This is a genomic window from Alteromonas sp. 4NH20-0056 (assembly GCF_057539655.1).
The window spans coordinates 76,686-99,064 of sequence record NZ_BAAJLS010000008.1; the positions used below are offsets into that span (position 1 = coordinate 76,686).

Annotated in this window: 18 protein-coding genes; 5 read left to right on the forward strand and 13 right to left on the reverse strand. The window is 44.3% G+C overall.

Annotated features, from left to right (window positions below):
• Window positions 1-52 precede the first annotated feature (52 nt).
• Window positions 53-1,300: a cystathionine gamma-synthase family protein gene (locus tag AC27EZ_RS13955; protein ID WP_487135900.1), complete on the reverse strand. Its 1,248-nt coding sequence runs from the start codon at window positions 1,298-1,300 to the stop codon at window positions 53-55.
• 50 nt (window positions 1,301-1,350) lie between these two features.
• Entirely contained in the window at window positions 1,351-1,962 is a 612-nt protein-coding gene (locus AC27EZ_RS13960; RefSeq protein WP_487135901.1) for a 1-acyl-sn-glycerol-3-phosphate acyltransferase, read from the reverse strand.
• A gap of 179 nt (window positions 1,963-2,141) precedes the next feature.
• Between AC27EZ_RS13960 and AC27EZ_RS13965 the strand changes: the two genes are divergently transcribed.
• Both AC27EZ_RS13965 and AC27EZ_RS13970 read left to right on the forward strand, forming a co-directional pair.
• Window positions 2,142-2,915, forward strand: coding sequence for an NRDE family protein (locus AC27EZ_RS13965; protein WP_487135902.1), 774 nt, complete (start codon window positions 2,142-2,144; stop codon window positions 2,913-2,915).
• 135 nt (window positions 2,916-3,050) lie between these two features.
• Window positions 3,051-4,241: an amino acid aminotransferase gene (locus tag AC27EZ_RS13970; RefSeq protein ID WP_487135903.1), complete on the forward strand. Its 1,191-nt coding sequence runs from the start codon at window positions 3,051-3,053 to the stop codon at window positions 4,239-4,241.
• Window positions 4,242-4,307: 66 nt separating this feature from the next.
• Here the strand turns inward: AC27EZ_RS13970 and AC27EZ_RS13975 are convergent, their stop codons facing one another.
• Genes AC27EZ_RS13975 through AC27EZ_RS13995 form a run of 5 tightly spaced genes read right to left on the reverse strand, consistent with a single transcriptional unit; the run spans window position 4,308 to window position 9,149 of the window.
• Window positions 4,308-4,757, reverse strand: a complete 450-nt coding sequence (locus AC27EZ_RS13975) for a YaiI/YqxD family protein (RefSeq protein WP_421134520.1) — start codon at window positions 4,755-4,757, stop codon at window positions 4,308-4,310.
• Window positions 4,758-4,778: 21 nt separating this feature from the next.
• Window positions 4,779-5,540: an SDR family oxidoreductase gene (locus tag AC27EZ_RS13980; RefSeq protein WP_487135904.1), complete on the reverse strand. Its 762-nt coding sequence runs from the start codon at window positions 5,538-5,540 to the stop codon at window positions 4,779-4,781.
• 28 nt (window positions 5,541-5,568) lie between these two features.
• The gene (locus AC27EZ_RS13985) at window positions 5,569-6,333 is read right to left on the reverse strand and encodes an SDR family NAD(P)-dependent oxidoreductase (RefSeq protein ID WP_487135905.1); all 765 of its coding nucleotides are present in this window, start codon (window positions 6,331-6,333) and stop codon (window positions 5,569-5,571) included.
• Complete coding sequence (locus AC27EZ_RS13990) at window positions 6,330-7,337, reverse strand: NADP-dependent oxidoreductase (protein WP_487135906.1); 1,008 nt, start codon at window positions 7,335-7,337, stop codon at window positions 6,330-6,332. The genes AC27EZ_RS13985 and AC27EZ_RS13990 overlap by 4 nt, the downstream gene beginning before the upstream one ends.
• 9 nt (window positions 7,338-7,346) lie before the next feature.
• A complete protein-coding gene (locus tag AC27EZ_RS13995) occupies window positions 7,347-9,149 on the reverse strand; it encodes an acyl-CoA dehydrogenase (protein ID WP_487135907.1) in 1,803 nt (600 codons plus the stop codon).
• Between the two features lie 138 nt (window positions 9,150-9,287).
• Here AC27EZ_RS13995 and AC27EZ_RS14000 point away from each other — a divergent pair, with 138 nt between their 5' ends.
• Together AC27EZ_RS14000 and AC27EZ_RS14005 are read left to right on the forward strand one after the other, a co-directional pair.
• A complete protein-coding gene (locus tag AC27EZ_RS14000) occupies window positions 9,288-10,277 on the forward strand; it encodes a GlxA family transcriptional regulator (protein WP_487135908.1) in 990 nt (329 codons plus the stop codon).
• A gap of 120 nt (window positions 10,278-10,397) precedes the next feature.
• Window positions 10,398-12,674, forward strand: coding sequence for a TonB-dependent receptor (locus AC27EZ_RS14005; RefSeq protein WP_487135909.1), 2,277 nt, complete (start codon window positions 10,398-10,400; stop codon window positions 12,672-12,674).
• Window positions 12,675-12,807: 133 nt separating this feature from the next.
• On the opposite strand, the gene AC27EZ_RS14010 is transcribed toward AC27EZ_RS14005, so the two are convergent.
• The 4 genes from AC27EZ_RS14010 to AC27EZ_RS14025 form a co-directional block, all read right to left on the reverse strand.
• On the reverse strand, window positions 12,808-13,164 hold the full coding sequence (locus tag AC27EZ_RS14010; protein ID WP_487135910.1) for a hypothetical protein: 357 nt from the start codon (window positions 13,162-13,164) through the stop codon (window positions 12,808-12,810).
• A 111-nt stretch (window positions 13,165-13,275) separates the two neighbouring features.
• Window positions 13,276-15,342, reverse strand: a complete 2,067-nt coding sequence (locus tag AC27EZ_RS14015; RefSeq protein WP_487135976.1) for a prolyl oligopeptidase family serine peptidase — start codon at window positions 15,340-15,342, stop codon at window positions 13,276-13,278.
• Between the two features lie 124 nt (window positions 15,343-15,466).
• Window positions 15,467-18,619 (reverse strand): efflux RND transporter permease subunit, encoded by a 3,153-nt coding sequence (locus AC27EZ_RS14020; protein ID WP_487135911.1) that lies wholly within the window; start codon window positions 18,617-18,619, stop codon window positions 15,467-15,469.
• Window positions 18,616-19,854: an efflux RND transporter periplasmic adaptor subunit gene (locus AC27EZ_RS14025; RefSeq protein ID WP_421134510.1), complete on the reverse strand. Its 1,239-nt coding sequence runs from the start codon at window positions 19,852-19,854 to the stop codon at window positions 18,616-18,618. The genes AC27EZ_RS14020 and AC27EZ_RS14025 overlap by 4 nt, the downstream gene beginning before the upstream one ends.
• A gap of 329 nt (window positions 19,855-20,183) precedes the next feature.
• Between AC27EZ_RS14025 and AC27EZ_RS14030 the strand changes: the two genes are divergently transcribed.
• Window positions 20,184-20,492, forward strand: coding sequence for an isoamylase early set domain-containing protein (locus AC27EZ_RS14030; protein ID WP_487135912.1), 309 nt, complete (start codon window positions 20,184-20,186; stop codon window positions 20,490-20,492).
• Window positions 20,493-20,540: 48 nt separating this feature from the next.
• Here AC27EZ_RS14030 and AC27EZ_RS14035 read toward each other — a convergent pair whose 3' ends face one another.
• Both AC27EZ_RS14035 and AC27EZ_RS14040 read right to left on the reverse strand, forming a co-directional pair.
• Entirely contained in the window at window positions 20,541-21,467 is a 927-nt protein-coding gene (locus AC27EZ_RS14035; RefSeq protein ID WP_487135913.1) for an electron transfer flavoprotein subunit alpha/FixB family protein, read from the reverse strand.
• On the reverse strand, window positions 21,464-22,216 hold the full coding sequence (locus AC27EZ_RS14040) for an electron transfer flavoprotein subunit beta/FixA family protein (RefSeq protein WP_421134507.1): 753 nt from the start codon (window positions 22,214-22,216) through the stop codon (window positions 21,464-21,466). The genes AC27EZ_RS14035 and AC27EZ_RS14040 overlap by 4 nt, the downstream gene beginning before the upstream one ends.
• Window positions 22,217-22,379 lie beyond the last annotated feature (163 nt).

Sequence of the window (22,379 nt, forward strand, 5' to 3'; positions counted from 1 at the left end):
TCATGAGGGCCTTTTCTATTTTCAATATAATACCGTCGTAACGCTGCGCCTATTAACCCGCCTGCTCATGTAAACCATTGGCAAAATCTGCAATAAGATCGTCAGTGTCTTCAATACCGACGGATATCCTGATAGTAGTCTCAGAAATACCCATACTTTCTCTTTCTTCGGCACTATTTTCAAAATAGATCGTTGAGGCAACGGGCAACGCTAATGTCCGATTATCACCTAAGTGCGTCGCGCATATCACTAGCGACAATCGATTGAGAAATTCTACTGGGTCGCGTTCATCAATCAAATCAAAACTGAGTATTGCACCATAGCCGCGGTTTAGTTGCTCGCGTGCCATAAAGTGTTGAGGGTGGTTTGCAAGCCCTGGATAAAACACGTGTTTTACCTGAGGATGATTGTCTAGAAATGTAGCTAATTTAAGAGCATTTTGGCAACTCCTCGTCAATCGCAATGCTAACGTTTCCATACCTAAGGCAATATCAGACGCAGACTGAGGGGCTAATGTAGCGCCTAAATCTCGCAACCCTTTCTTTTTGATTTGAGTTAATCCCCACTGCGTGGTGTCGGCTACACGATAGCCAGGCTTAATATTGTCGTAGGTTGTCCAATCATATATGCCCGTGTCGACAACTGCGCCACCGAGTACATTACCGTGCCCCGCGATATACTTGGTTAGTGAACAGAATACTAAGCTTGCGCCAACCGCTTTGGCATAAAACAACGGTGGAGGCGTCATGGTGTTATCTACCATAAACACAAGGTTCTTTTCTTTGCAGTACTGACCAAGCGCGTGCAAATCAGCAACTTGTGTCACTGGGTTCGCAATGGTTTCTGTATAAACCCCCTTCGTATTGGGTTGATATGCCGCTTTAACATTGTGGACATCAGTAACATCAGCAAAGGTAATATGAACACCATATTCCATTAATGTTTCAAAGAAGCTTCGCGTATTGCCAAACAAATACTGGCTTACTATAAGGTGGTCGCCGCTTTTTAATAGTGAAAAAAACGTGCTGCTAATGGCTGCCATACCTGTTGAAAAACAGAGTGCGCCAACTCCGCCTTCTAGTTCATTCAACATATTTTGCAGGGCGGTTACAGAAGGTGAAGAAGACCTAGAATAGACATGCGCTGCTTTTTTACCTTGAAACGCATCAATAATACCCTGAGCATCTTTAAACTCGAATAATACTGAATTCGAGGTGCTGCTATGCACCCCACCATGCTCAGGCGTATTCAATCTACGATCTGCGTGCACCTGACGGGTTGTAAATCCCTGTTTTGCCACGAATAAACTCCAATACGTTAGCGATCAATAGCACCGCACAAGGCATGCTGCTATTTTCTGTTAGTTATACATTTTGCTGGGTATTTAGCTGAAACGTTAGCATAAAATGCATAAATAGTTTGCATTTGTTCTTCTATATTATCGACTTTCTGAATAACAGGGCCTAGTACAATGGTCTTCGTGTCGTAATCTAGCCCTATAAGTTGTACCGGGACGCCGGCTTCTTTGGCAATATGCATAAACCCCGTTTTCCACGGATAAATAGGGCTTCGCGTGCCCTCAGGCGCTAGCGCTAGCAAAAGGTGCGGCGACGATTTAATTTGCTCTTTGATTGTATTAACCACGCCATGTGCTTTGCTGCGTTTAATTGGAATTCCGCCAAGACGACGGATAATATAGCCTAGCGGGGGAACGAAAATCGTGTGTTTACCAAAAAAGTTTATATTTAAACGAAAGGAAAATACGACCATCAATCCAATAAAAAAATCCCAATTAGAGGTGTGAGGCGCCACCGCAAGTATCGCTTTATTTTCATTAATAAAGTCTCCACTCACTCGCCACCCGCGCCTATCAAGCATAAAACACCCAAAACGATTCAGCCACGTCGGCCATTTCTTCGGTACCCTTGCACCAATGTTTACATCATAAATACGCTTTTGCATGCATTAACTCTTACTTCTTTATTCCTGTAAGCATATTAAAAATCGATAGACTGCACCACCATTAACATTTTAATTACAATAAGAAAGACATGTATTAAGCGCTTAACGTGGAAAAATATCCGTAAATCATACTTGAAAACGCTATAGTAAGGGCTCCTAAATGTTCAACATGGAATCATATGTGCATTCTTTTTATTGCTAATAAACAACGCCAAGATATCCCTTTCATTATGGCGGCTAATAGGGATGAATTTCATGCTAGACCTACCGCACCTTCTGCATTTTGGAAAAGTCATCCTGATGTCCTCGGCGGCATAGATTTAGAAGCATTAGGCACGTGGATGGGCGTTACGCGTAACGGAAAGATAGCAGCATTAACGAACATTCGCGCGCCAGAGACAACGGTTGCCGATGCCCTCTCCCGCGGTGGTGTTGTGAAGGAATGGCTCACTAACAATACGACAAATAATACGGGCTATGCGCATACGCTTTCGTCTTCTCGCCATCGATACAATGGCTATAATCTTGTCTTTGGCACCATTAACAATTTAGCAGTTTATAATAATCATTCAGACCGCATCGACAACATAAACAAGGGAGTATATGGGCTCTCTAATGCAGACATTCAGACACCATGGCCCAAAGTGTCCCGAGGTATTACAGCACTGAGTGATTACGTCTGTCAGGCGGACACCATCGACAACGAAGCATTGTTTGAGTTACTTAGAAATCAGGAAAAAGCGACCGATGACGTGTTGCCCACTACCGGCGTACCACTTGAATGGGAACGCGCGTTATCTTCTATTTTTATTGTGATGCCAACCTACGGTACACGCACATCAACTGTTGTTACCGTTGATGCTAACAACATGCTCTATTGGGAAGAACGAACGTTTGATACGCGAGGTAAAACCATAAGCACCCAATCATTTCACTTTTCTCTACACATGTAAGTAGGACGAGTATTTCAATTTTTTAAATTAATTGTGTTTTTTGGCACATTTTAACCTTATTAGGGGTCGTTTTTTCTACCATCAGTGGCATAATGCGACCCTGCTTTTTTTTGCATCGTACTGTGAGGACATATCGTGTTTGAAGTATTACCCCATCTAGATCCAGATCCAATTCTTGGCTTGTCTGCTGCCTATCGCGAAGACGCTAACCCTGCAAAAATTGACTTAGGCGTCGGTGTTTACAAAGACGAAAACGGTAATACCCCTATTCTTACCAGCGTGGCGAAAGCGCAACATGTGCTTCTAGAGAAAGAAACTAGCAAAACGTATATTACCCCTCAGGGTAATCAAGGGTTTATCGACGGTATGCTTAGTCTACTATTAGGCAAGAGTAGCCAGACGTTACTTGCTAACCGTGTGGCCGCTGTGCAAGCGCCGGGTGGTTGCGGCGCTTTACGTATTTTGTCTGAACTTTTAGTACGTTGTAATAAAGATGCGACAGTATGGGTAAGTGATCCTACATGGGCTAACCATATTCCCCTGATTGGCTCGGCGGGTTTGAATATCGAAACCTATCCGTATTTCGATAAAGCAACGGCAAGCATCCGTTTTGACGCCATGATGGACACACTTCGTAAAGTGAAAAAAGGTGATGTAGTACTACTACACGGTTGCTGCCACAACCCAACCGGTGCTGACTTAACCAATGCACAATGGGATGAAGTCCTCGCTGTAGCAAAAGAACGCGAATTCTTACCTTTCATTGACGTAGCGTATTTAGGGTTTGGTGAAGGTCTAGATGAAGATGCTTATGGATTGCGTTTATTAGTTGAGAACCTACCTGAAGTCATCATTGCTGCTTCATGCTCTAAAAACTTCGGTTTATACAGAGAGCGTGTAGGGTTGGCAGCCATCGTTACCGAAAACACCAATACACGTAATATTGCACAGGCACAAATTCAGTCTGTTGCTCGTGGTATCTATTCAATGCCACCAAGTTACGGCGGTGCATTAGTTGACATTATCTTGTCAGACAATGCGCTGAATCAAGAATGGGTAAACGAAGTTGATACCATGCGCAACCGCATGAAGGCATTACGTGCCATGCTTGTTCAGAATTTGCATGATAATGGGTCGCCTAAAGATTTTAGTTTTGTAAACGACCAAAAAGGCATGTTCTCTTTCCTTTGTATTACGCCAGAGCAAGTACGTGAAGTACGAGCAAAACACAGCGTATACTTTGTTGACTCTAGCCGTGTAAACATTGCTGGCATTAACCAAGAAAACGTAGAGACGTTAGCAAAAGCGTTAGTATCGGTTCTTTAAGACACTATAAAAAATAAAAAAAGGCGACAGTAATGTCGCCTTTTTTATTCAATTACCCCTACCAATCTAACGAGTGCCGGCAGTGATTAATCTGTCTAATGCATTCGCAAAATTTTGCTTATCACGTTGAGAGAATGCTTTAGGCCCCCCCGTATGCTCTCCGCTTGAGCGCATAGTATCCATAAAGTCTCGCATAGTCAGCGCTGCGCGTATTGATGACTTATCGAACTCGTCCCCTCTGGTATTCATTGCCATCGCATTTTTGGCAAGAATGTCTGAGGCAAGCGGAATATCAGATGTGATAACCAGATCGCCTGCATCACATTTTTCAACAATGTAATCATCTGCCGCGTCAAAACCTGAGGGCACTAACGTTAACGTAATGTTTTTATCTGGTGGGATTGTCATAGAGTGGTTGGCGACTAAAGATAAAGGCAGCCCGGTTCGACGGGCTGCCTTAAAAAGAATTTCTTTAATTACGCCAGGGCATGCATCAGCATCTACCCATATATGCATAATAATATCTCGCGTAAATTTTTACGCTAGCATACCACCATCGACTACCACTGTCGTGCCGGTCGTGTAGCTTGAGGCATCTGAAACTAAGTACAATACGGTACCCGCCATTTCATCGGGATCGGCGACGCGACCCAATGGGATAACTTTAAGCGCGTGTTTAAGGATCTGTTCATTGGTCGTCAATGCAGATGCGAACTTAGTGTCGGTCAGTCCAGGCAATAACGCGTTAACACGAATATTCAATTTACCACACTCTTTAGCAAACGACTTGGTCATACTAATAACCGCTGCTTTAGTTATAGAGTAAATCCCTTGCATATCGCCAGGTGTAACACCATTCACAGATGCGGTGTTTAAGATCACGCCGCCACCCTGCTCCTTCATCATTTTTCCCGCCTCGATAGACATGAAAAAATAACCACGAATGTTAACGTCAACGGTTTTATTGTAGGCACCGAGATCGGTATCAAGAATATGACCAAAATAGGGGTTTGCTGCCGCGTTATTTACTAGAATATCAAGCTTACCAAAATCACGTTTAATGGCGTCGAACGCCGCAGTAATTTGTTCCATCTCTCCCACGTGACAAGCTAACGCTGTCGCTTTACCACCCGCATCGCGAATAGATGATGCAACCGCTTCACAACCATCAATCTTTCGGCTAGACACAATCACGTGTGCACCGTACTGCGCTAATAATCGCGCGATAGACTCACCTATACCTCGACTAGCACCTGTTACTAAAGCAACTTTACCTGTTAAATCGAATAAATCTTTCATTATATTTCTCCCTGTGTTGTAGGAATATTTACGCCAACATACCACCATCTAAGACCACAGATTGGCCTGTCATAAATGACGATTCATCGCTACATAACCATGCAATAGCGTTAGCAATCTCTTCTGGTTTACCAAGACGCTTCATGGGATTAGCGCCCACCAAACCTTTCTTACCTCGCTCGTCAAGCTTTGAAAGCACACCTTGTACCATGGGCGTGTCTACAAAGCTTGGACATACCGCATTAATACGGATGTTAGCGCGTGCGTACTCAACGGCTGCCGATTTTGTGAGGCCAATTACACCATGTTTAGAGGCACTGTATGCACTAATCATCGGCGCTGAACGCAAACCTGCAACCGACGCGATATTTATAATATGCCCGCCACCTGTCGCCGTCATATGCCTAAGCGCATTTTTCATGCAGTACCATACACCGGCCAAGTTGACCTGAATATTTTTCATAAACATTGCATCATCGACTTCAGTCAACGGTGCAGGAAAATGATCAATACCTGCATTATTGATAATGACATCGATTTTGTCGTTTTGTGCAAACGCGCTTTCAAACATCGCGCTGACTTGTTCTGGTTGTGTCACATCAACGGCAACCGCATAGGCTTTCCCACCTTCACCATTGAGTTGTTCAGCAAGTGCTGACGCATTATCAATGTTCAAATCAGCAATACCTACTAACGCACCGCGCGCGCAAAGTAGTTTTGCCGACGCCGCGCCAATACCTGAACCACCGCCGGTAATTAAAATATGTTTACCTTCTACATTTGCAACATTCATTCACTGTGCTCCACTTTTAATACCAATTTTCCAAAGTTTTCACCTTTGAAAAGCATAAGCAGTGTTTCAGGAAACGTATCAAGCCCTTCTACTACATGCTCTTTTGCCTTTAATGTGCCTTGAGCAATCCACGTTGCCATTTCTTTCGCCGCCAACGGATATTCAGCTACGTTGTCAAAAACAACGATGCCTTCCATACGCGCGCGATTAACCAGTAATGATAGGTAATTCGACGGCCCTTTTACCGGCGTGGTATTGTTGTATTGGCTGATAGCACCACAAATGACAATGCGCGCCCTAAGATTTATTTTGGTGAGCACCTCGTCGAGAATATCGCCACCCACATTATCAAAATAAACATCGATACCATTAGAACACGCGGTCTTCAGGTCTTTTCTAAAATTATCGCTCTTATAATCAACCGCAGCGTCAAAACCGAGTTCTTCGGTCAAGTAATCGCACTTATCTTTACCACCTGCGATCCCTACGACTCTGCAGCCTTTGATCTTCGCAATTTGCCCAACGACCGTGCCGACCGCACCGGCTGCACCTGATACCACAACGGTTTCACCTTCTTTAGGTAAACCGGTTTTTAACAGGCCAAAATAGGCGGTCATACCCGGCATTCCCAGCACGCCTAAATAACGCTCTAGTGGGGCTAAGTCTGGAGAGACCTTGTGAACACCTTTGGTACTCACCACGGCATATTCTTGTACACCGAAGTGACCATAAACATGGTCGCCAACACTGAAATCATCAGACTCTGATGCAATGACTTCGCCAACCGTACCCGCTCGCATAACATCGCCTAGCTGAACCGGCTCAATATAAGACTTACCATCGTTCATCCAACCACGCATAGCAGGATCGAGCGATATATACTTAATTTTTACTGCAATCTCACCGGTTTTGACCTGCGGTAAACTTACGGTCGCGTAGGTGAAGTTTTGTCGTGTAGGCTCGCCAACAGGACGGGTAGTCAATTGCCACTGTTTATATTCCATTACCTTTCCTTAGAAATAGTTTGCGTTAACGTTTTCACACGTTGCATCGCGATTGGTGAGCACCTCGATATCACGAGATACAAGAGGAAGCTCCCAATTGAGGAAGTATTCAGCTGCTGACATTTTGCCTTCATAAAAGTCTGCGTTTTCACCGCTCGCGCCATCTAATAACGCTTTTTCAGCCACATTAGCCTGGCGTAACCAAATCCAACTGACTACGCAGGCAGAAAACACATTTAAGAAACAACTGGCGTTAGTCAGCAGTATCGATTGTTTATCTGAACGTAAGTCTGCACCAGCTTGTTGAATCAATGCACCTAGCTTATCTAGATAGGGTTTTAACGATCCCGCTAGCGCTTGTGCACGTGGCGTCGTCGCGCTCGTCATATCATGTGTTACACGCTTCAATAGCACATTCAAGCCTTTGCCTTCGTGTTGCCAGAGCTTGCGTCCTAGCAAGTCCAACGCTTGAATACCGTTGGTCCCCTCATGAATTGGGTTTAAACGGTTATCTCGCCAACATTGTTCGACTGGATACTCGCGGGTGTAACCTGCCCCACCTAATATCTGAATGGCTAAATCATTAGCTTTTGGACCAAACTCAGAAGGCCATGCTTTAAATACAGGTGTTAATAAATCGAGAAGTTGAGACAGCTCAGTCCGTTTATCGCTATCTTCTTCAGTGGTCATCTCATCTATTAGCGTACTGCCGTATAGACATAATGACATCCCACCTTCGCAATACGCTTTTTGCGCCAGCAACATACGACGTACGTCACCGTGATTAATAATAGGCGTTGGCTCATCGTCAGGCGCTAAGTTTGGCGCTGCGCGGCCTTGAGTACGATCTTTCGCATAATCAAGCGAGTAACGATAACCCCTATAACCAATCATGGCTGCGCCGTAACCCACGCCAATACGAGCTTCGTTCATCATCATAAACATATAGCGTAAGCCTTGGTGCGCCTCGCCGATAAGGTAACCATGACAGTCATCGTTTTCACCGAACGTAAGAGCAGTCGACGTTGTACCGCGATAACCCATTTTATGAATTAGTCCTGCCAGCGTTACATCATTACGTTTGTCCGGGTTACCTGACCCATCAAGTCGATATTTAGGCACGGCAAACAATGAGATACCTTTCACGCCAGCAGGCCCGCCGGGAATTTTAGCCAAGACTAAATGTACGATATTATCTGATAATTCGTGTTCGCCGCCCGAGATGTAAATTTTGCTGCCTTTAAGACGGTAACTGCCATCGTCGGCAGGTCTTGCAGAGGTTCTAATATCAGCCAATGAAGATCCTGCATGAGGCTCGGTTAACGCCATGGTGCCAGTAAAGTCGCCCGTTAACATTTTTGGCAGGAAAGATGCTTTTATTTCATCTGAGCCAAAATGTTTGATGACATTCGCTGCCGCAGCAGTAAGAAATGGATAAGCAGTAGACGATGGGTTAGCCGCTAGAAAATACCCTGCACAGGCATTCATTATTGTGACAGGCAGCTGCATACCACCATCTTCGTAATCAAAATGCCCTGCGATGAAACCAGACTCTCGATACGTATCAAACGCACGTTTGACGTCATCAATCATGGTTACTTTTTTACCATCGAATGTCGGCTCATTTTTATCAGCAATTGCGTTATGCGGTAAAAATAGCTCTTCTGCCATTTTTTCAGCCATATCAATAACGGCATTAAAGGTTTCGACATTGTGCTCGTCGAAACGGGATTTCTCACATAATTGTTGAGTATTCAGTACTTCGTATAATTGAAAGTACATTTCTTTACGGGGAATAAGTTGATCGGCCATTAGACACTCCACGATTAGATTGTTAACACATTGTGTCATAAACGTTAGTGTGCCATCATTGTCATTAATGACACAATTATGGTCATTACCGCCAACAATCACAGAAATTGATAGTAGCTTATAAAATTAATTATTTTTATGAATAAAGAACCCTTTATAGTCACGGTCTTAGGCTTTGAGCACGCGCTTGCTTCTGCTATCACCGGTGCACTTGATGTATTCGCATTTGCTGGAATTAGCTGGCAACGTATTCATCAACAACCCACCCACCCTCAATTTAAAGTGCAACTGGCGAGTGCCCATGGTCGGCCGTTCACGTGCTCTAATCAACTATCGCTTACGCCACACATTGCCATTGAAGATGTGTCTCATACACATATTTTGCTTATTCCCACCATAGGCGGTGACATTGATGGCGTGCTTCGCGACAACCAAGGTTTGCACGTACACATCAGGCGACTTCAAAAAAATGGCGCAGATATCGCGGCAAACTGTACCGGAAACTTTCTGCTGGCAGAGACGGGGTTACTGGATGGAAAGGTGGCCACAACCCATTGGGGCTATGCCGATAAGTTTCGCCAGCATTACCCCCATGTCGATTTACAATCGGATAAAATGGTGACAGAGCAAGACGCAATTTTTTGCGCAGGGGGCGGAATGGCATGGATTGACCTAGCGATATTACTTATCGAAAGGTATTGTGGCTACCAAGTGGCGAGCGACATTGCAAAGTCGCACGTGCTAGATTTTTCACGCCCAAACCAAACCGTTTATGCAAGTAGCAGACAGCACAAGTTTCACCAAGATAAAGACATTTTGGCAATACAAGATTACTTGGAAAGTCATTTGCATCTGCGGCTAACGAATAAAGCAGTTGCTGAGCTATTTAATATGACTGAGCGCACCTTGATACGACGTTTTAAACAAGCTTGTGCAATAACGCCTTTACATTACCTGCAAAGTATTCGGCTAGAACAAGCACGCAAAGTGCTTGAAACGACACGTGTTCCGTTAGAGAAACTTATTAATGATGTGGGCTACGAGGACTTAAGTTCATTTACTCGATTATTTAAGAAAAATACGGGCTTATCCCCATCTCAGTATCGCGCAAAATTTATTCGTAACTAATCGTATTTTTAAAAAATTTTGAGGTTTTTCCCATGGCATTTGTGTAAAATGCCGCACGATTGAGGCATACAGACCTCATTTTTAAACACTACAAAAACATTTTCACAACTTGGTGGACACATGAGAACATATAAAATGGCGTCGATAGCGCTAGCCGTAAGTGCTGCGTTTAGTACCTCAGTTCTAGCACAAGAAGCAGTAATTCAAGAAAAAAAAGAAGCTGCTCTTGAACAAATTACCGTAACCGCTCAAAAGCGTACTCAGTCAATTCAGGAAGTTCCTATTTCTGTTGCTACGCTAAGTGGCGAGAAATTCGAAAGCCTTTTTTCTGGCGGTGAAGACATTCTAGCACTCGCCGTTCGCGTTCCTGGTTTATACGCCGAATCATCTAACGGCCGTGTTGCTCCGCGTTTTTACATCCGTGGTTTAGGTAACACCGATTTCGACCTTGCGGCTTCTCAGCCTGTTTCAATTATCATGGACGAAGTGGTAATGGAAAATGTTGTACTAAAAAGCTTCCCGCTTTTTGACGTTCAACAGGTTGAAGTATTACGTGGCCCTCAGGGTACCTTGTTCGGTAGAAACACTACAGCCGGCATTATCAAATTTGACACGGTTAAGCCTACACAAGACTTAGAAGGTTATGCGAAAGCTGGATTTGGTTCATACGGTACGATGAATTTTGAAGGCGCAATCAGTGGCGGTCTTACTGATGACTTATCTGCTCGTCTTTCAGTACTTTCTCAAGAGCGCGACGACTACATCGATAACGCGTTTACTGGCGAAAATGATGCCATTGGTGGATTTGATGAAAAAGCGTGGCGTCTACAGCTTCTATGGGAGCCATCAGCTGATTTTTCTGCATTGTTAAATGTTCATGGTCGCGACCTTGAAGGTACTGCGTCTATTTTCCGTGCTAACGTGTTTGATAAGGGTAGTAACGACCTTAACGCTAATTACGACCGTGAAACTGTTTTTTATGATGGCGATCTTGAAGGCGATGGTATCGACAATAACCCGCAAGCCTACGAAGGCTTCGGTGCGTCACTTAAACTAGAATACGATATGGATGATGTGACGTTTACGTCAATCTCAGCCATTGAAACTGCTGATGGTTCAAGCCTAGGCGACGTTGATGGTGGCTTCAACAATGCTGACGGCACATCAGGTCCAGGCTTTATTCCGTTCTCTGCGGTAACACAAGACAACCTTGACGATCTTGAGCAGTACACTCAAGAGTTCCGTCTATCTAGCAACACAACAGACGCAATGAACTGGCAACTAGGTGCATTTTATTACGATGCATCGTTTAACGTAACCAGCATTGATGGTTTCTTTGGTGCTTCTACCGTTTTCCACGAAAACCAAACATGGGCACTCTTTGGCCAAACGTCTTATCAAGTGAATGAAAAGCTAAACATTACGGGTGGCGTTCGTTACACACACGACAAGAAATCTTTAGTGGTTGGCGAACAAAACGTAAATGGTTTTGCGTTAGTTATTGGCGCTGCTAGCGTACAAGACTATGAAGACATTAACGTTGACGACGGCCAAGCTAGTTTCGAGCTTAGCGCGAACTACCGTGTTACTGACGACATGTCTGTTTTTGCTCGTTACGCCAACGGCTTCAGAGCACAAACAATCCAAGGCCGAGATGTTGCATTTGAAGGTGCGCCGTCTGTTGCTGATGCAGAAACCATTAACTCTTTTGAGATTGGTTTCAAGTCAGACCTTCTTGATGACACACTACGCCTAAACGCTGCTGCGTTCTACTACACGGTAGACGATATGCAGTTCTCAGCGATTGGTGGTGGCAATAACTTCACGTCACTGGTGAATGCAGACCAAGGTGAAGCGTACGGTTTTGAAGTAGACGCACAATGGTTAGCGACTGACGAACTTACCTTCACAGCGGGTTACAGCTATAACCACACTGAGATACAAGACGATACACTAACAGTATCGCCGTGCGGGACTAACGCAGGTTCTGGTTTCGATGGAAACTGTACAGTAACCGACCCACGCCCTGACGGCTTTGTTGCGTCTATCGACGGCAACCCTTTCCCACAGGCGCCTGAGTCAATCTTCAATTTCACAGCACGCTACGCTATTCCAATGGGTGACAACGGTGAGTTCTTTGTATTCACTGATTGGGCATTCCAAGGTGAAACCAACATCTTCTTGTATGAAGCGGTTGAATTCACAACGGATAACAACTTTGAAGGCGGCCTACGCGTAGGTTACGAAAACTTCGAGCACAACTACACGGTAGCCTTATTTGGTAGAAACATTACCGATGAAAACAATGTGAAAGGTGCAATCGACTTTAACAACCTCACCGGTATCGTAAACGAACCGCGTATTTGGGGCCTAGAAGTTAAATACACATATTACTAATAGCATTACGCATTTGGTTTTATAAAAACAAAAAGCGATGGCTAACCCCATCGCTTTTTTATTAACTAAAGATTACACACTACATAACCACCACATAAAAGCTAACATCAACGATATTGCTGTGCAGTTATTATCATGCAGCCAAACCAACATCTTGCGTATGCTTCACTAAAATCTGATGCAGCTTGCGACATACATTCACCATTTTTGCCACTTTTTGGTAATACACCTGCTCTACCAACTGCCCTTTTTCATCAAATAAAAAGCTAGCTAACTTCGCGTTTCTTGCGGGCAAATAAAAATGATGCACCGTAAAATGTTTGGACATAGGCGCATACATCACTTTTTGATACATACAAAACGGTAGAAACTCTGCCCGTCTATCGCCCCCCATTAGCTGTATACGTCGCTGAAAGGCATCTTGCCCTGGAACGCGCAACAACCCGTACTTTTCAATGAGTTGATCAACTGCTTTTATGCCTGTTTGCATTGACACCTCCAAATACTGTTTATACATACAGTATATTCAGATTTGTACAAAATGCAAACAAAAAAGCCGAGACACTGTGTCTCGGCTTTTAAATGCAGGTATTGCTGTCAGCTATTTAAGCATCGCTTCCAAAAATGCCCATTGGTCAGCATAGCCGTCAATACGCATCCACGTTGGCGTGCCTGCACCGTGTCCAGCCCGAGTCTCTACACGTAATAAAACGGGTCTATTGCAGCCTTGATGCGCCTGAAGCTGCGCGGCATATTTATAACTGTGCCACGGTACAACTCTATCGTCATGATCGCCTGTTGTAACCAGCGTTGCCGGGTAGCAGACACCCGCTTCAGTATTGTGTAAAGGCGAATAGGCGTATAACGCCTCGAACTCATCTTTGTTTTCGCTTAAACCATAATCTGATGACCAAGCACGGGCATTTGCGCTCGGCGTATGGTAGCGCAACATATCTAATACGCCTACAGCCGGCAATGCGGCAGCGAATAAGTCTGGTCGCTGTGTAGTAACGGCACCGACTAATAAGCCCCCATTACTTCCACCTTGAATACCCAATGATTCTGGTGTCGTATACCCTTGTTCTATCAGATACTCAGCGCCTGCGATAAAATCATCAAACACATTTTGCTTATTAAGTTTCGTACCTGCTTTATGCCATTGCTGGCCATACTCTCCACCGCCACGTAAATTCGCAATTGCAAGCACGTTCCCTTGCTCGATCCACACCATGCGTGACACTGAGTAACTAGGCAATAACGACACATTAAACCCACCGTACCCATACAATAAGGTCTTATGGCTCCCATCCAGTTTTATCCCTTTTTTATGAATAATAAACATGGGAATGTCGGTACCATCTTTACTAGGGTAAAATACTTGCTTAGTTTCGAATTGAGAGTAATCGACTCCGGTTTCTATGGTTTTGAAATGCTGCTGTTTACCGGTCTCAATGTCATATTCATAAATAGCGCCAGGGTTAGTAAATCCCGTCAACTTATAGAAGGTAGTTTTTGCGTCTTTACTTCCGTAAAAACCAGTAACGCGACCGATATCATCAAACGAAAGGGTATTGAGTGTCTCTCCATTTAAGTCATAAACAACGACATTCGACTTAACATCACTTAGGTACTGGGCAAAAAGCTTATCGCCCAATAAACTTATACCGTTAAGTGTGGCGTCTTTACTTTCAACAATCGTCTTTTCATTGCTGCCGTCAATATCAACCTTTAACACTTTTCCCGTGGGCGCGTTTGCTGTCGACTCAAAGTAAAGTGAATCGTTCGCTTCACCGATTAAATCATAGCGCCCGTCCCACTTATCAAAAATAGGCTTAACGGGAGCATCGCTCTCTTCCAGCGACTTAGTATATACGCCATTCGCTTGGTACCCTTCAAAGACAGAAATAAGTAACGTAGTGTCATTACTAATAACCGCTGGGTATGGGTTCCATGTTGGCTTATCATCAAACGCAAACACTTTGCTATCTTGTGACTGTGAAGTTCCTAACTTATGAAAGTAAATAGACACTGCTTTACTGTCATCCCAGTTCCCTTGGCTATCTTGCGGATAACGTGAATAAAAAAAGCCACTTTCATCATTTAACCAGGCAACATTGGTGAACTTAACCCCTTCAATAACGTCACTGTTATCTTTTTTGGTGTTAACGTTTTTGACATGGATGGTCTTCCAATCAGTACCACCGTCAGAAAGCAAATAAGCGAGATAATTCGCTTTTGGGCTTATCTCGTAACTTGCCATAGAGACGGTTCCATCATCGCTCAGCGTGTTCGGGTCAAGGAGCACATCGGCCTGCCCATCAGCACTGTCGGAAACATACAATACATACTGGTTTTGCAGGCCATCATTATACGAGTGAAATACCTTACCATTAACCGTGTAAGGCACTTGATATTTTTCGTAATCCCACAGTGCGGTAAGGCGCTCCTTATAAGTCGCTCTTGAGGGTAATGCCTCTAAAAACGGACGAGCAACGCTATTTTGCGCGCTAACCCATGCCGCGACCTCTGTGCTTTTTTGTGCTTCTAACCAGCGGTATGGGTCTGACACTTCGGTGCCGTGATAGTTATCCACCTGGTTCACGGTACGCGTAGTTGGGTAACTTATTGGCGTGGTAACGATTGTCTGCTTATCGGTATTATCTTGCATCAACGTCGTTTCTTCATTATTACCCACGCATGAAAACAGCGCCATCGACGCCGCGATTAAGGTAACCGAGGTCATTACTTTATGTTTCATTTATGTCAAACCTTAAAAACGTAACGCCGGATAACTACCCGGCATGTTCTATTTCGCTGTGTTTTGCACTGTTATTTCGTTTCTTACCTTTAAATGCCGACTTAATGTCATTGAGGATAAGGTAAAGTGCTGGCACTAACAGCAACGTAATTATCGTGGCAAACAAAATACCAAAGGCAAGCGAAATAGCCATTGGGATGACGACCTGTGCTTGTAAGCTACGCTCAAACACTATGGGCATTAACCCCATAAACGTAGTCAATGACGTAAGAATAATGGCTCTAAAGCGCTGCGTGCCCGCGCTAATTGCCGCATCTTTGAGTGATAGCCCTTCTTTTCTGGCACGGTTAACAAAATCAACCATAATGAGACTGTCGTTAACCACAACACCCGATAATGCGATAATACCGCACACCGACAACACACTCACTGCCATGCCCAATACTAAATGCCCAATAATGGCTCCCACCACACCAAAAGGGATAACCGACATGATGATAAGTGGCTGACTGTAAGATTTAAGCGGTATGGCAAGTAATGCATAAATTGCAAAGAGCGCGAATAATAAGCCTTGAAGAAGGCTAAATATCGCTTCGCCTTGCTCTTTCGAATTCCCCATAAGTTGAAACTCAACATTTGGGTAACGCGCAAGTAAATCAGGCATTACCGTATCTATCACTTCTCGCGTAATTTCAGAAGGATCCATTAACGCTTTGTCTACCGCACCGGTTACTGACACAGACCGTTTACCATCGACGCGAATAATTGAATCAAACCCCTGCCCGACAGTAAACGTTGCAACCTGTTCAAACGGAATGTCTTGGCCATTTGGCGCACGTACACGCATATTCTCAAGGTGCTCTATAGAGCTTCTTTGTGCCTTCGGGTAACGCACCATGACTTTGATTTCTTCATCGTCACGTTGGATGCGTTGCACTTCCGCGCCATAAAAACCAAAGCGAACTTGCTGACCGAGTTGTTGCAACGTAATCCCTAGCGCATCAGCTTGTGGTTTAAGTGATAACTGAATTTCTTCACTGCCGCCAGAAAAGGTATCGTTAATATCAGTGACGCCTTCATAAGCGGCTAATGCTTCCTTCAGTTCATCGCTAATGGCGCGCAATGCTGTGATATCGCCTGAGCTAAATTCAAAACTGAGATCTGAACCACCTCCGGGACCGCCCGGTGAATTAATATTAAAAGATTTCACACCCGGAATTTCTGGCATCTCATCGCGCCAACGCTGCTGAATTTCAAAATCAGTCAGCGTTCGAGTCTCACCTTTGGTAAGCTCAGTAAATACTTGCCCGCCTAGGTTGCCGTTATCAAACGCGATCGCATGCTTAATAACGGATTCACCCGTTTCCTCTTTTACCTCGTCATCCATACGCTGCATGGCTTCACGCATTGTCGTTAGTACTTGATCTCGTTGGGTTAACGATGAGCCAGGTTCAAGTTCGAAGCTTGCAAACATAAAGTCGCTAGGGATGTTCGGGAAAAATACAAAACGAACGATGCCACCGCCAAACAAGCCTACCGTCAGAATAAGCATTGCGAGGAATACTGATACCGTGGTGTACCTATTTCGAATGGCTTTCGCTAAAAATGGCGCGTATTGGTTATTGATAAAGCGCTTGATACCTTCACTAAAGTAGTCTCTAAACTTCTGCAGCTTATTTGCCTTAGCGGGGTCATAAGGCTTTAAGTTCATGTGCACTAAGTGAGCGGGTAAAATTAGTTTTGATTCTATTAGCGAGAAGATAAGGCACACAACAACAACGGCACCAATGGTTTTCCAAATAATACCAAACGGCCCTGACACCATTAACATAGGCGTAAATGCAGCGATTGTGGTCAATACGCCAAAGGTTGCGGGCATAGCAACTTTCTTTACGCCTGCAATGACATTGTCCGCACTATGTCCTTTCTTATCAATTTCTGAATAAGCCGATTCGCCCATAATAATGGCATCATCGACCACAATCCCTAGGACCAGGATAAATGCAAACAAGCTCAGCATGTTGATGGATACACCGACCATTTCCATTGGCATGACAAAGAGCGTGCCTAAGAAGCAAACAGGAAGCCCAACAATCACCCAAAACGCCAGCTTAATTTTTAGAAACAACGACAACACTAAAAATACCAATAACGCGCCGAAAAACATATTTTCCAACATCATGTTCAAGCGATCGGCAAGATAGAATGAACTGTCGCCCCATATATCTGCTGTGATATGCGCAGGAAAATCCTCTTTTGCAGCACTGAGATACGTATTCACTTGCTCTGAAATTTCTAATGCATTTTGATCGCCCACCGCACGCACGCGTAAACTCGTCGCAGGCTTCCCATCAAACATCGCATATTGGTTATTTTCAATAAATCCGTCGTTTATAAACGCTACATCGCCAAGCGTGACGCGGGTTCCATTTGGGTTGGTTACCAGTACAATTTGTGAAAAGTCCCACCCCGTATAGGCCTGCCCTTTCGTACGCAGAAGGATATCGCCATTTTCTGTTCGAATTGAGCCACCGGGCAAGTCAACGCTCGACTGAGACAGACGTCTTACGACATCGGAAAAGGTTAAGTTATACTTTTGCAAATCAACTTCTGACAACTCCAATGAAATTTCATAGTCTCTTGCGCCGACAACCTGAACACTCGATATGCCTGGCAGGTTGGCGATATCGTCGCGTAAGTCTTTAGCAAATTCTTTAAGCTCGCGCTCGCTAGCATCACCGTAAACCGATACCCACATTACGTCTTGTTGAATTTTTTGGCGGTAAACTACTGGTTTTTCGGTATCGCCTGGAAAACTGGGGATAGCATCTACTTGCACCTTCACTTCATCAAGTAACGACTGCACATCGTAGTCTTCTTCAACTTGAATAGTCACGGTTCCCATACCTTCTACTGCAGTAGAGGTCAGCTGTTTTATCCCCTCAAGGTTCTTCAACGATTCTTCTACTTTTAGAATAACGCCCTCTTCAACTTCTTGGGGAGCCGCGCCGAGATAGGGAACTCGGACACTAATAACGTCAATATCAAAACTGGGGAAGACTTGTTTTTGAATACTAAATGCCGAGAAAATGCCACCAACAATGAGCAACCACATTAGCAGGTTTGCCGCCACATGATTGCGCGCAAACCAAGCAATAAGGCCTTTTTGCGTATCTATAGTACTCATTCGGCCCCCTCTGATGCCGTCTCATCACTATTTGCTATCGCCTGCGTATCGTCTTTTTTGTCGTTTACCGCTTCAGGAGGAAGCGCTGGCTCATCGCCGGGTAAACGTACTTTCATTCCGTTAAACGGGTTGGGAACCGCACTGGTTACTACTAACGTACCGTTGCTTACTCCTCCAGCAAGGTAGACGTGCTCAGAGGTGGTTCGTGCAACCTCCACATCTTTAATTTCAATTTCGCGATTGTCGTTTACCGTCAATATCGTATTGTCTAAGCGAAGCGTGCTGCGAGGTAATACAATCAAGCTTTCATTTTTACGCGAGGTAATTTTAGCTTCAACAAACTGCCCAAAACGAAGCGGCACTTTACTCTCATCAGCAAGTGCGTAAGGGTCGTTAACTTCAACAACAGCGTAAATGACACGACTACCCGTATCTAACACGCCCTCTGAGCGAACTAGTGTGCCTTCCCATTGACGGTCTATACCGCCAACCGTCGCACTTAACATGACGTTAGCATCGCTATCAGACTGTTTTCCAATATCGACAAACATCAAGTCGCTGTCAGTCATTGGTAACCGTACCTCGGCAGTATCCGTCGAATACAGCATACCAATTGCCGTTCCCGCGCTTATAAACTGACCCAAATCGATATTTCGGGCGACTACAATCCCATTGTAAGGGGCACGGATTTCGGTTCTGGCTAAGTTTCGTTTAGCCCGTTCAAGTTTTGCTTCGGCGGCTTTAACGTTGGCTTGCTCTCGTGCCAACTGAGGTTTACGCAGTCCAAGTTGAGGAGGCGGTACATCTCGGACAGAGCGCCATTCTTGCTCAGCAACTTTACCTCGCGCTACCTCTTCCTCAAACGACGCCGTCGCTTGTGCAAGTTCAGCCTCTGCTAATTTAACATCGGTTAGGTAGTCGTCTTGCTCTAATGTCGCAAGCACATCCCCCTTTTTAAACATACCGCCTGTAATGAAGTCGTCCGCTAAGCCAATGACGCGACCATTTACTTGAGCACTTAACGAGGTTTGATTACGGGGAACAACGTTACCTTGCGAATTTACAATAAAATTGACGGGCTCTGCATACACTTCACTTGCGCCAACTAAAAATGCGGTTTTTTCAACAGGCGCTTGTTCAGGCGGTTTTTTTGATGAAATCATTACGGCTGCGCCAACAAACCCAATAAGTATAATACCTAGCGGTATTCCAGCCTTAAACACTGCGTTGCTCATTCCCTTTCCCTTGTAAGTTGCTATGTACCGCTTACTTATCTAAGTAAAAATTTGTTTTAAAACGGTAACGTATAGCGATAATTATAATTTTTTTCTTGTATACCCTAGTGTACTTATTTTCTATAAGAAGTGCTCATATTGATTGTTAAAAAATGTGTAACGCCATTAATTTGCCCACAGGCCGACCTAGAAGTATTAAAAAACTATATACATACCAAAAAGTCTTATTGATTTGAGCGCGAATTTTGACCAATATTATTTGGCACACTAGTGCACTCCCAATTATTTACACACAATAAAACAGTAGTACGTTGAAGGAACACATCCCCATGAGTTTGAAGAAGCAATATCTAAAATCAAAGCCGGTTTGTAAGGTGACGTTTAAGCTAGATGCTGAAGCTGCAAAAAATGTAAGCAAAGCAAAGCTTTGTGGTGATTTTACCCAGTGGGACGCGAAAGCGCTTCCTATGAAAAAGCTAAAGAGCGGAGAATTTACACTTACCGTCAATCTTGAAAAAGACAACGAATATCAATTTCGTTATTTACTCGATGAGGAAAAGTGGGAAAACGATTGGGAAGCCGATGGCTATGTTCCCTCTAATGTTAGCGTAGAAGAAAACTCATTAGTTAGCGTATAACAAAAAAGGCTGCCATTGGCAGCCTTTTTTATCGCATGAAGTAAACGATTACAGTGCTTTTTCCAATTCAGGAAGCACATCAAACAAGTCACCCACCAAGCCATAATCAGCCACTTGGAAAATTGGTGCTTCTTCGTCTTTGTTAATCGCAACAATGACTTTTGAGTCTTTCATACCTGCAAGGTGTTGAATAGCCCCCGAGATGCCAACAGCAATGTAAAGCTGTGGAGCCACAATCTTACCAGTTTGACCCACTTGCATATCGTTAGGTACAAAGCCAGCATCTACTGCCGCACGTGATGCGCCCATTGCCGCACCTAGCTTATCGGCGATACCTTCAAGCAATGAGAAATTCTCACCGTTTTGCATGCCGCGACCACCAGAAATGACGACATCAGCAGCGGTAAGCTCTGGGCGCTCTGATTTAGTAAGCTCTTCTGCAACGAATCCTGATTTATCGCTAGATTTCACTACATCGATCGCAGCAACCTCTGCGCTACCACCTTCCGATGCGGCGTCAAAAGACGCTGCACGTACAGTAATTACTTTCTTGCTATCAGATGACTGAACCGTCGCAATAGCATTACCTGCATAGATAGGACGCACAAACGTGTCTTCACTCTCTACGCCGATAATATCTGAAATTTGCGCAACGTCTAATAGGGCTGCCACTCGTGGCATAAAGTTTTTACCCGTGGTGGTTGCCGCCGCTAGCACATGGCTGTAGTCAACTGCCAGTTCTACGACTAAGTCAGCCACATTTTCCGCCAATTGATATTTGTAAGCGGCGTTATCGGCAACAATAACTTTAGACACACCTTCAATGGTCGCGGCACGATCTGCAACTGCCTGACAACCTTCGCCAGCAACAAGAACATGAATATCGCCACCCATTTTCTGTGCAGCAAAAACGAGCTTATGGGTTTCGGTTTTTAAGCTTGAATTATCGTGTTCGGCATATACAAGAACTGTCATGAGATCACCTTTGCTTCGTTTTTCAGTTTATCCACTAGCTCAGCCACATCAGCGACTTTAATACCGCCTTCGCGCGTTGGGGGAGGAGTCACTTTTAGCACGGTAACGTTAGACACAAGCTCAACGCCAAAGTCAGCCGCTGATTTGACGTCAAGCGGTTTGCGTTTTGCCTTCATAATGTTTGGCAGCGACGCATAACGAGGCTCATTAAGGCGAAGATCAGTTGTTACTACCGCAGGTAATGAAAGTGCAACCGTTTGAAGCCCACCGTCAATTTCGCGAGTTACATTAACTTTATCACCTTCAACCACCACTTCAGAGGCAAATGTCCCCTGAGGCATACCGGTTAAGGCTGCTAGCATTTGACCTGTCTGATTGTTATCAGAATCAATGCTCTGCTTGCCAAGAATAACTAACGAAGGCTGCTCTTCTTCAACCACTTTAGTAAGCAGTTTAGCAATTTGTAGCGAATCAAGGTTTTGGTCGGTATCAATTTGGATACCACGATCTGCACCGAGTGCTAGCGCGGTACGAATTTGCTCTTGGCAACTCTTATCGCCAATAGAAACGACCACGATTTCGGTGGCTACCCCTTTTTCTTTTAACCTAACCGCTTCTTCCACGGCTATTTCACAAAATGGGTTAATTGCCATTTTTGCATTGGTAAGGTCAACGCCGGTATTATCGGCCTTCACTCTTACCTTTACGTTATAGTCAATCGCGCGCTTGACTGGTACGAGTATTTTCATAGTTACCTCAATGGTTGAGTTCGTCGGTGATGGTACTTTTCTTTACCTGAACTTTCGAAACAGCCCGTAAAAAAACAGTGTCAGTCACCACGTAATCAAAAACTTTTACAATATTCACTTCATTAACTTTACTTTCATGGTGAAGACAGTAATAAAGCTATAC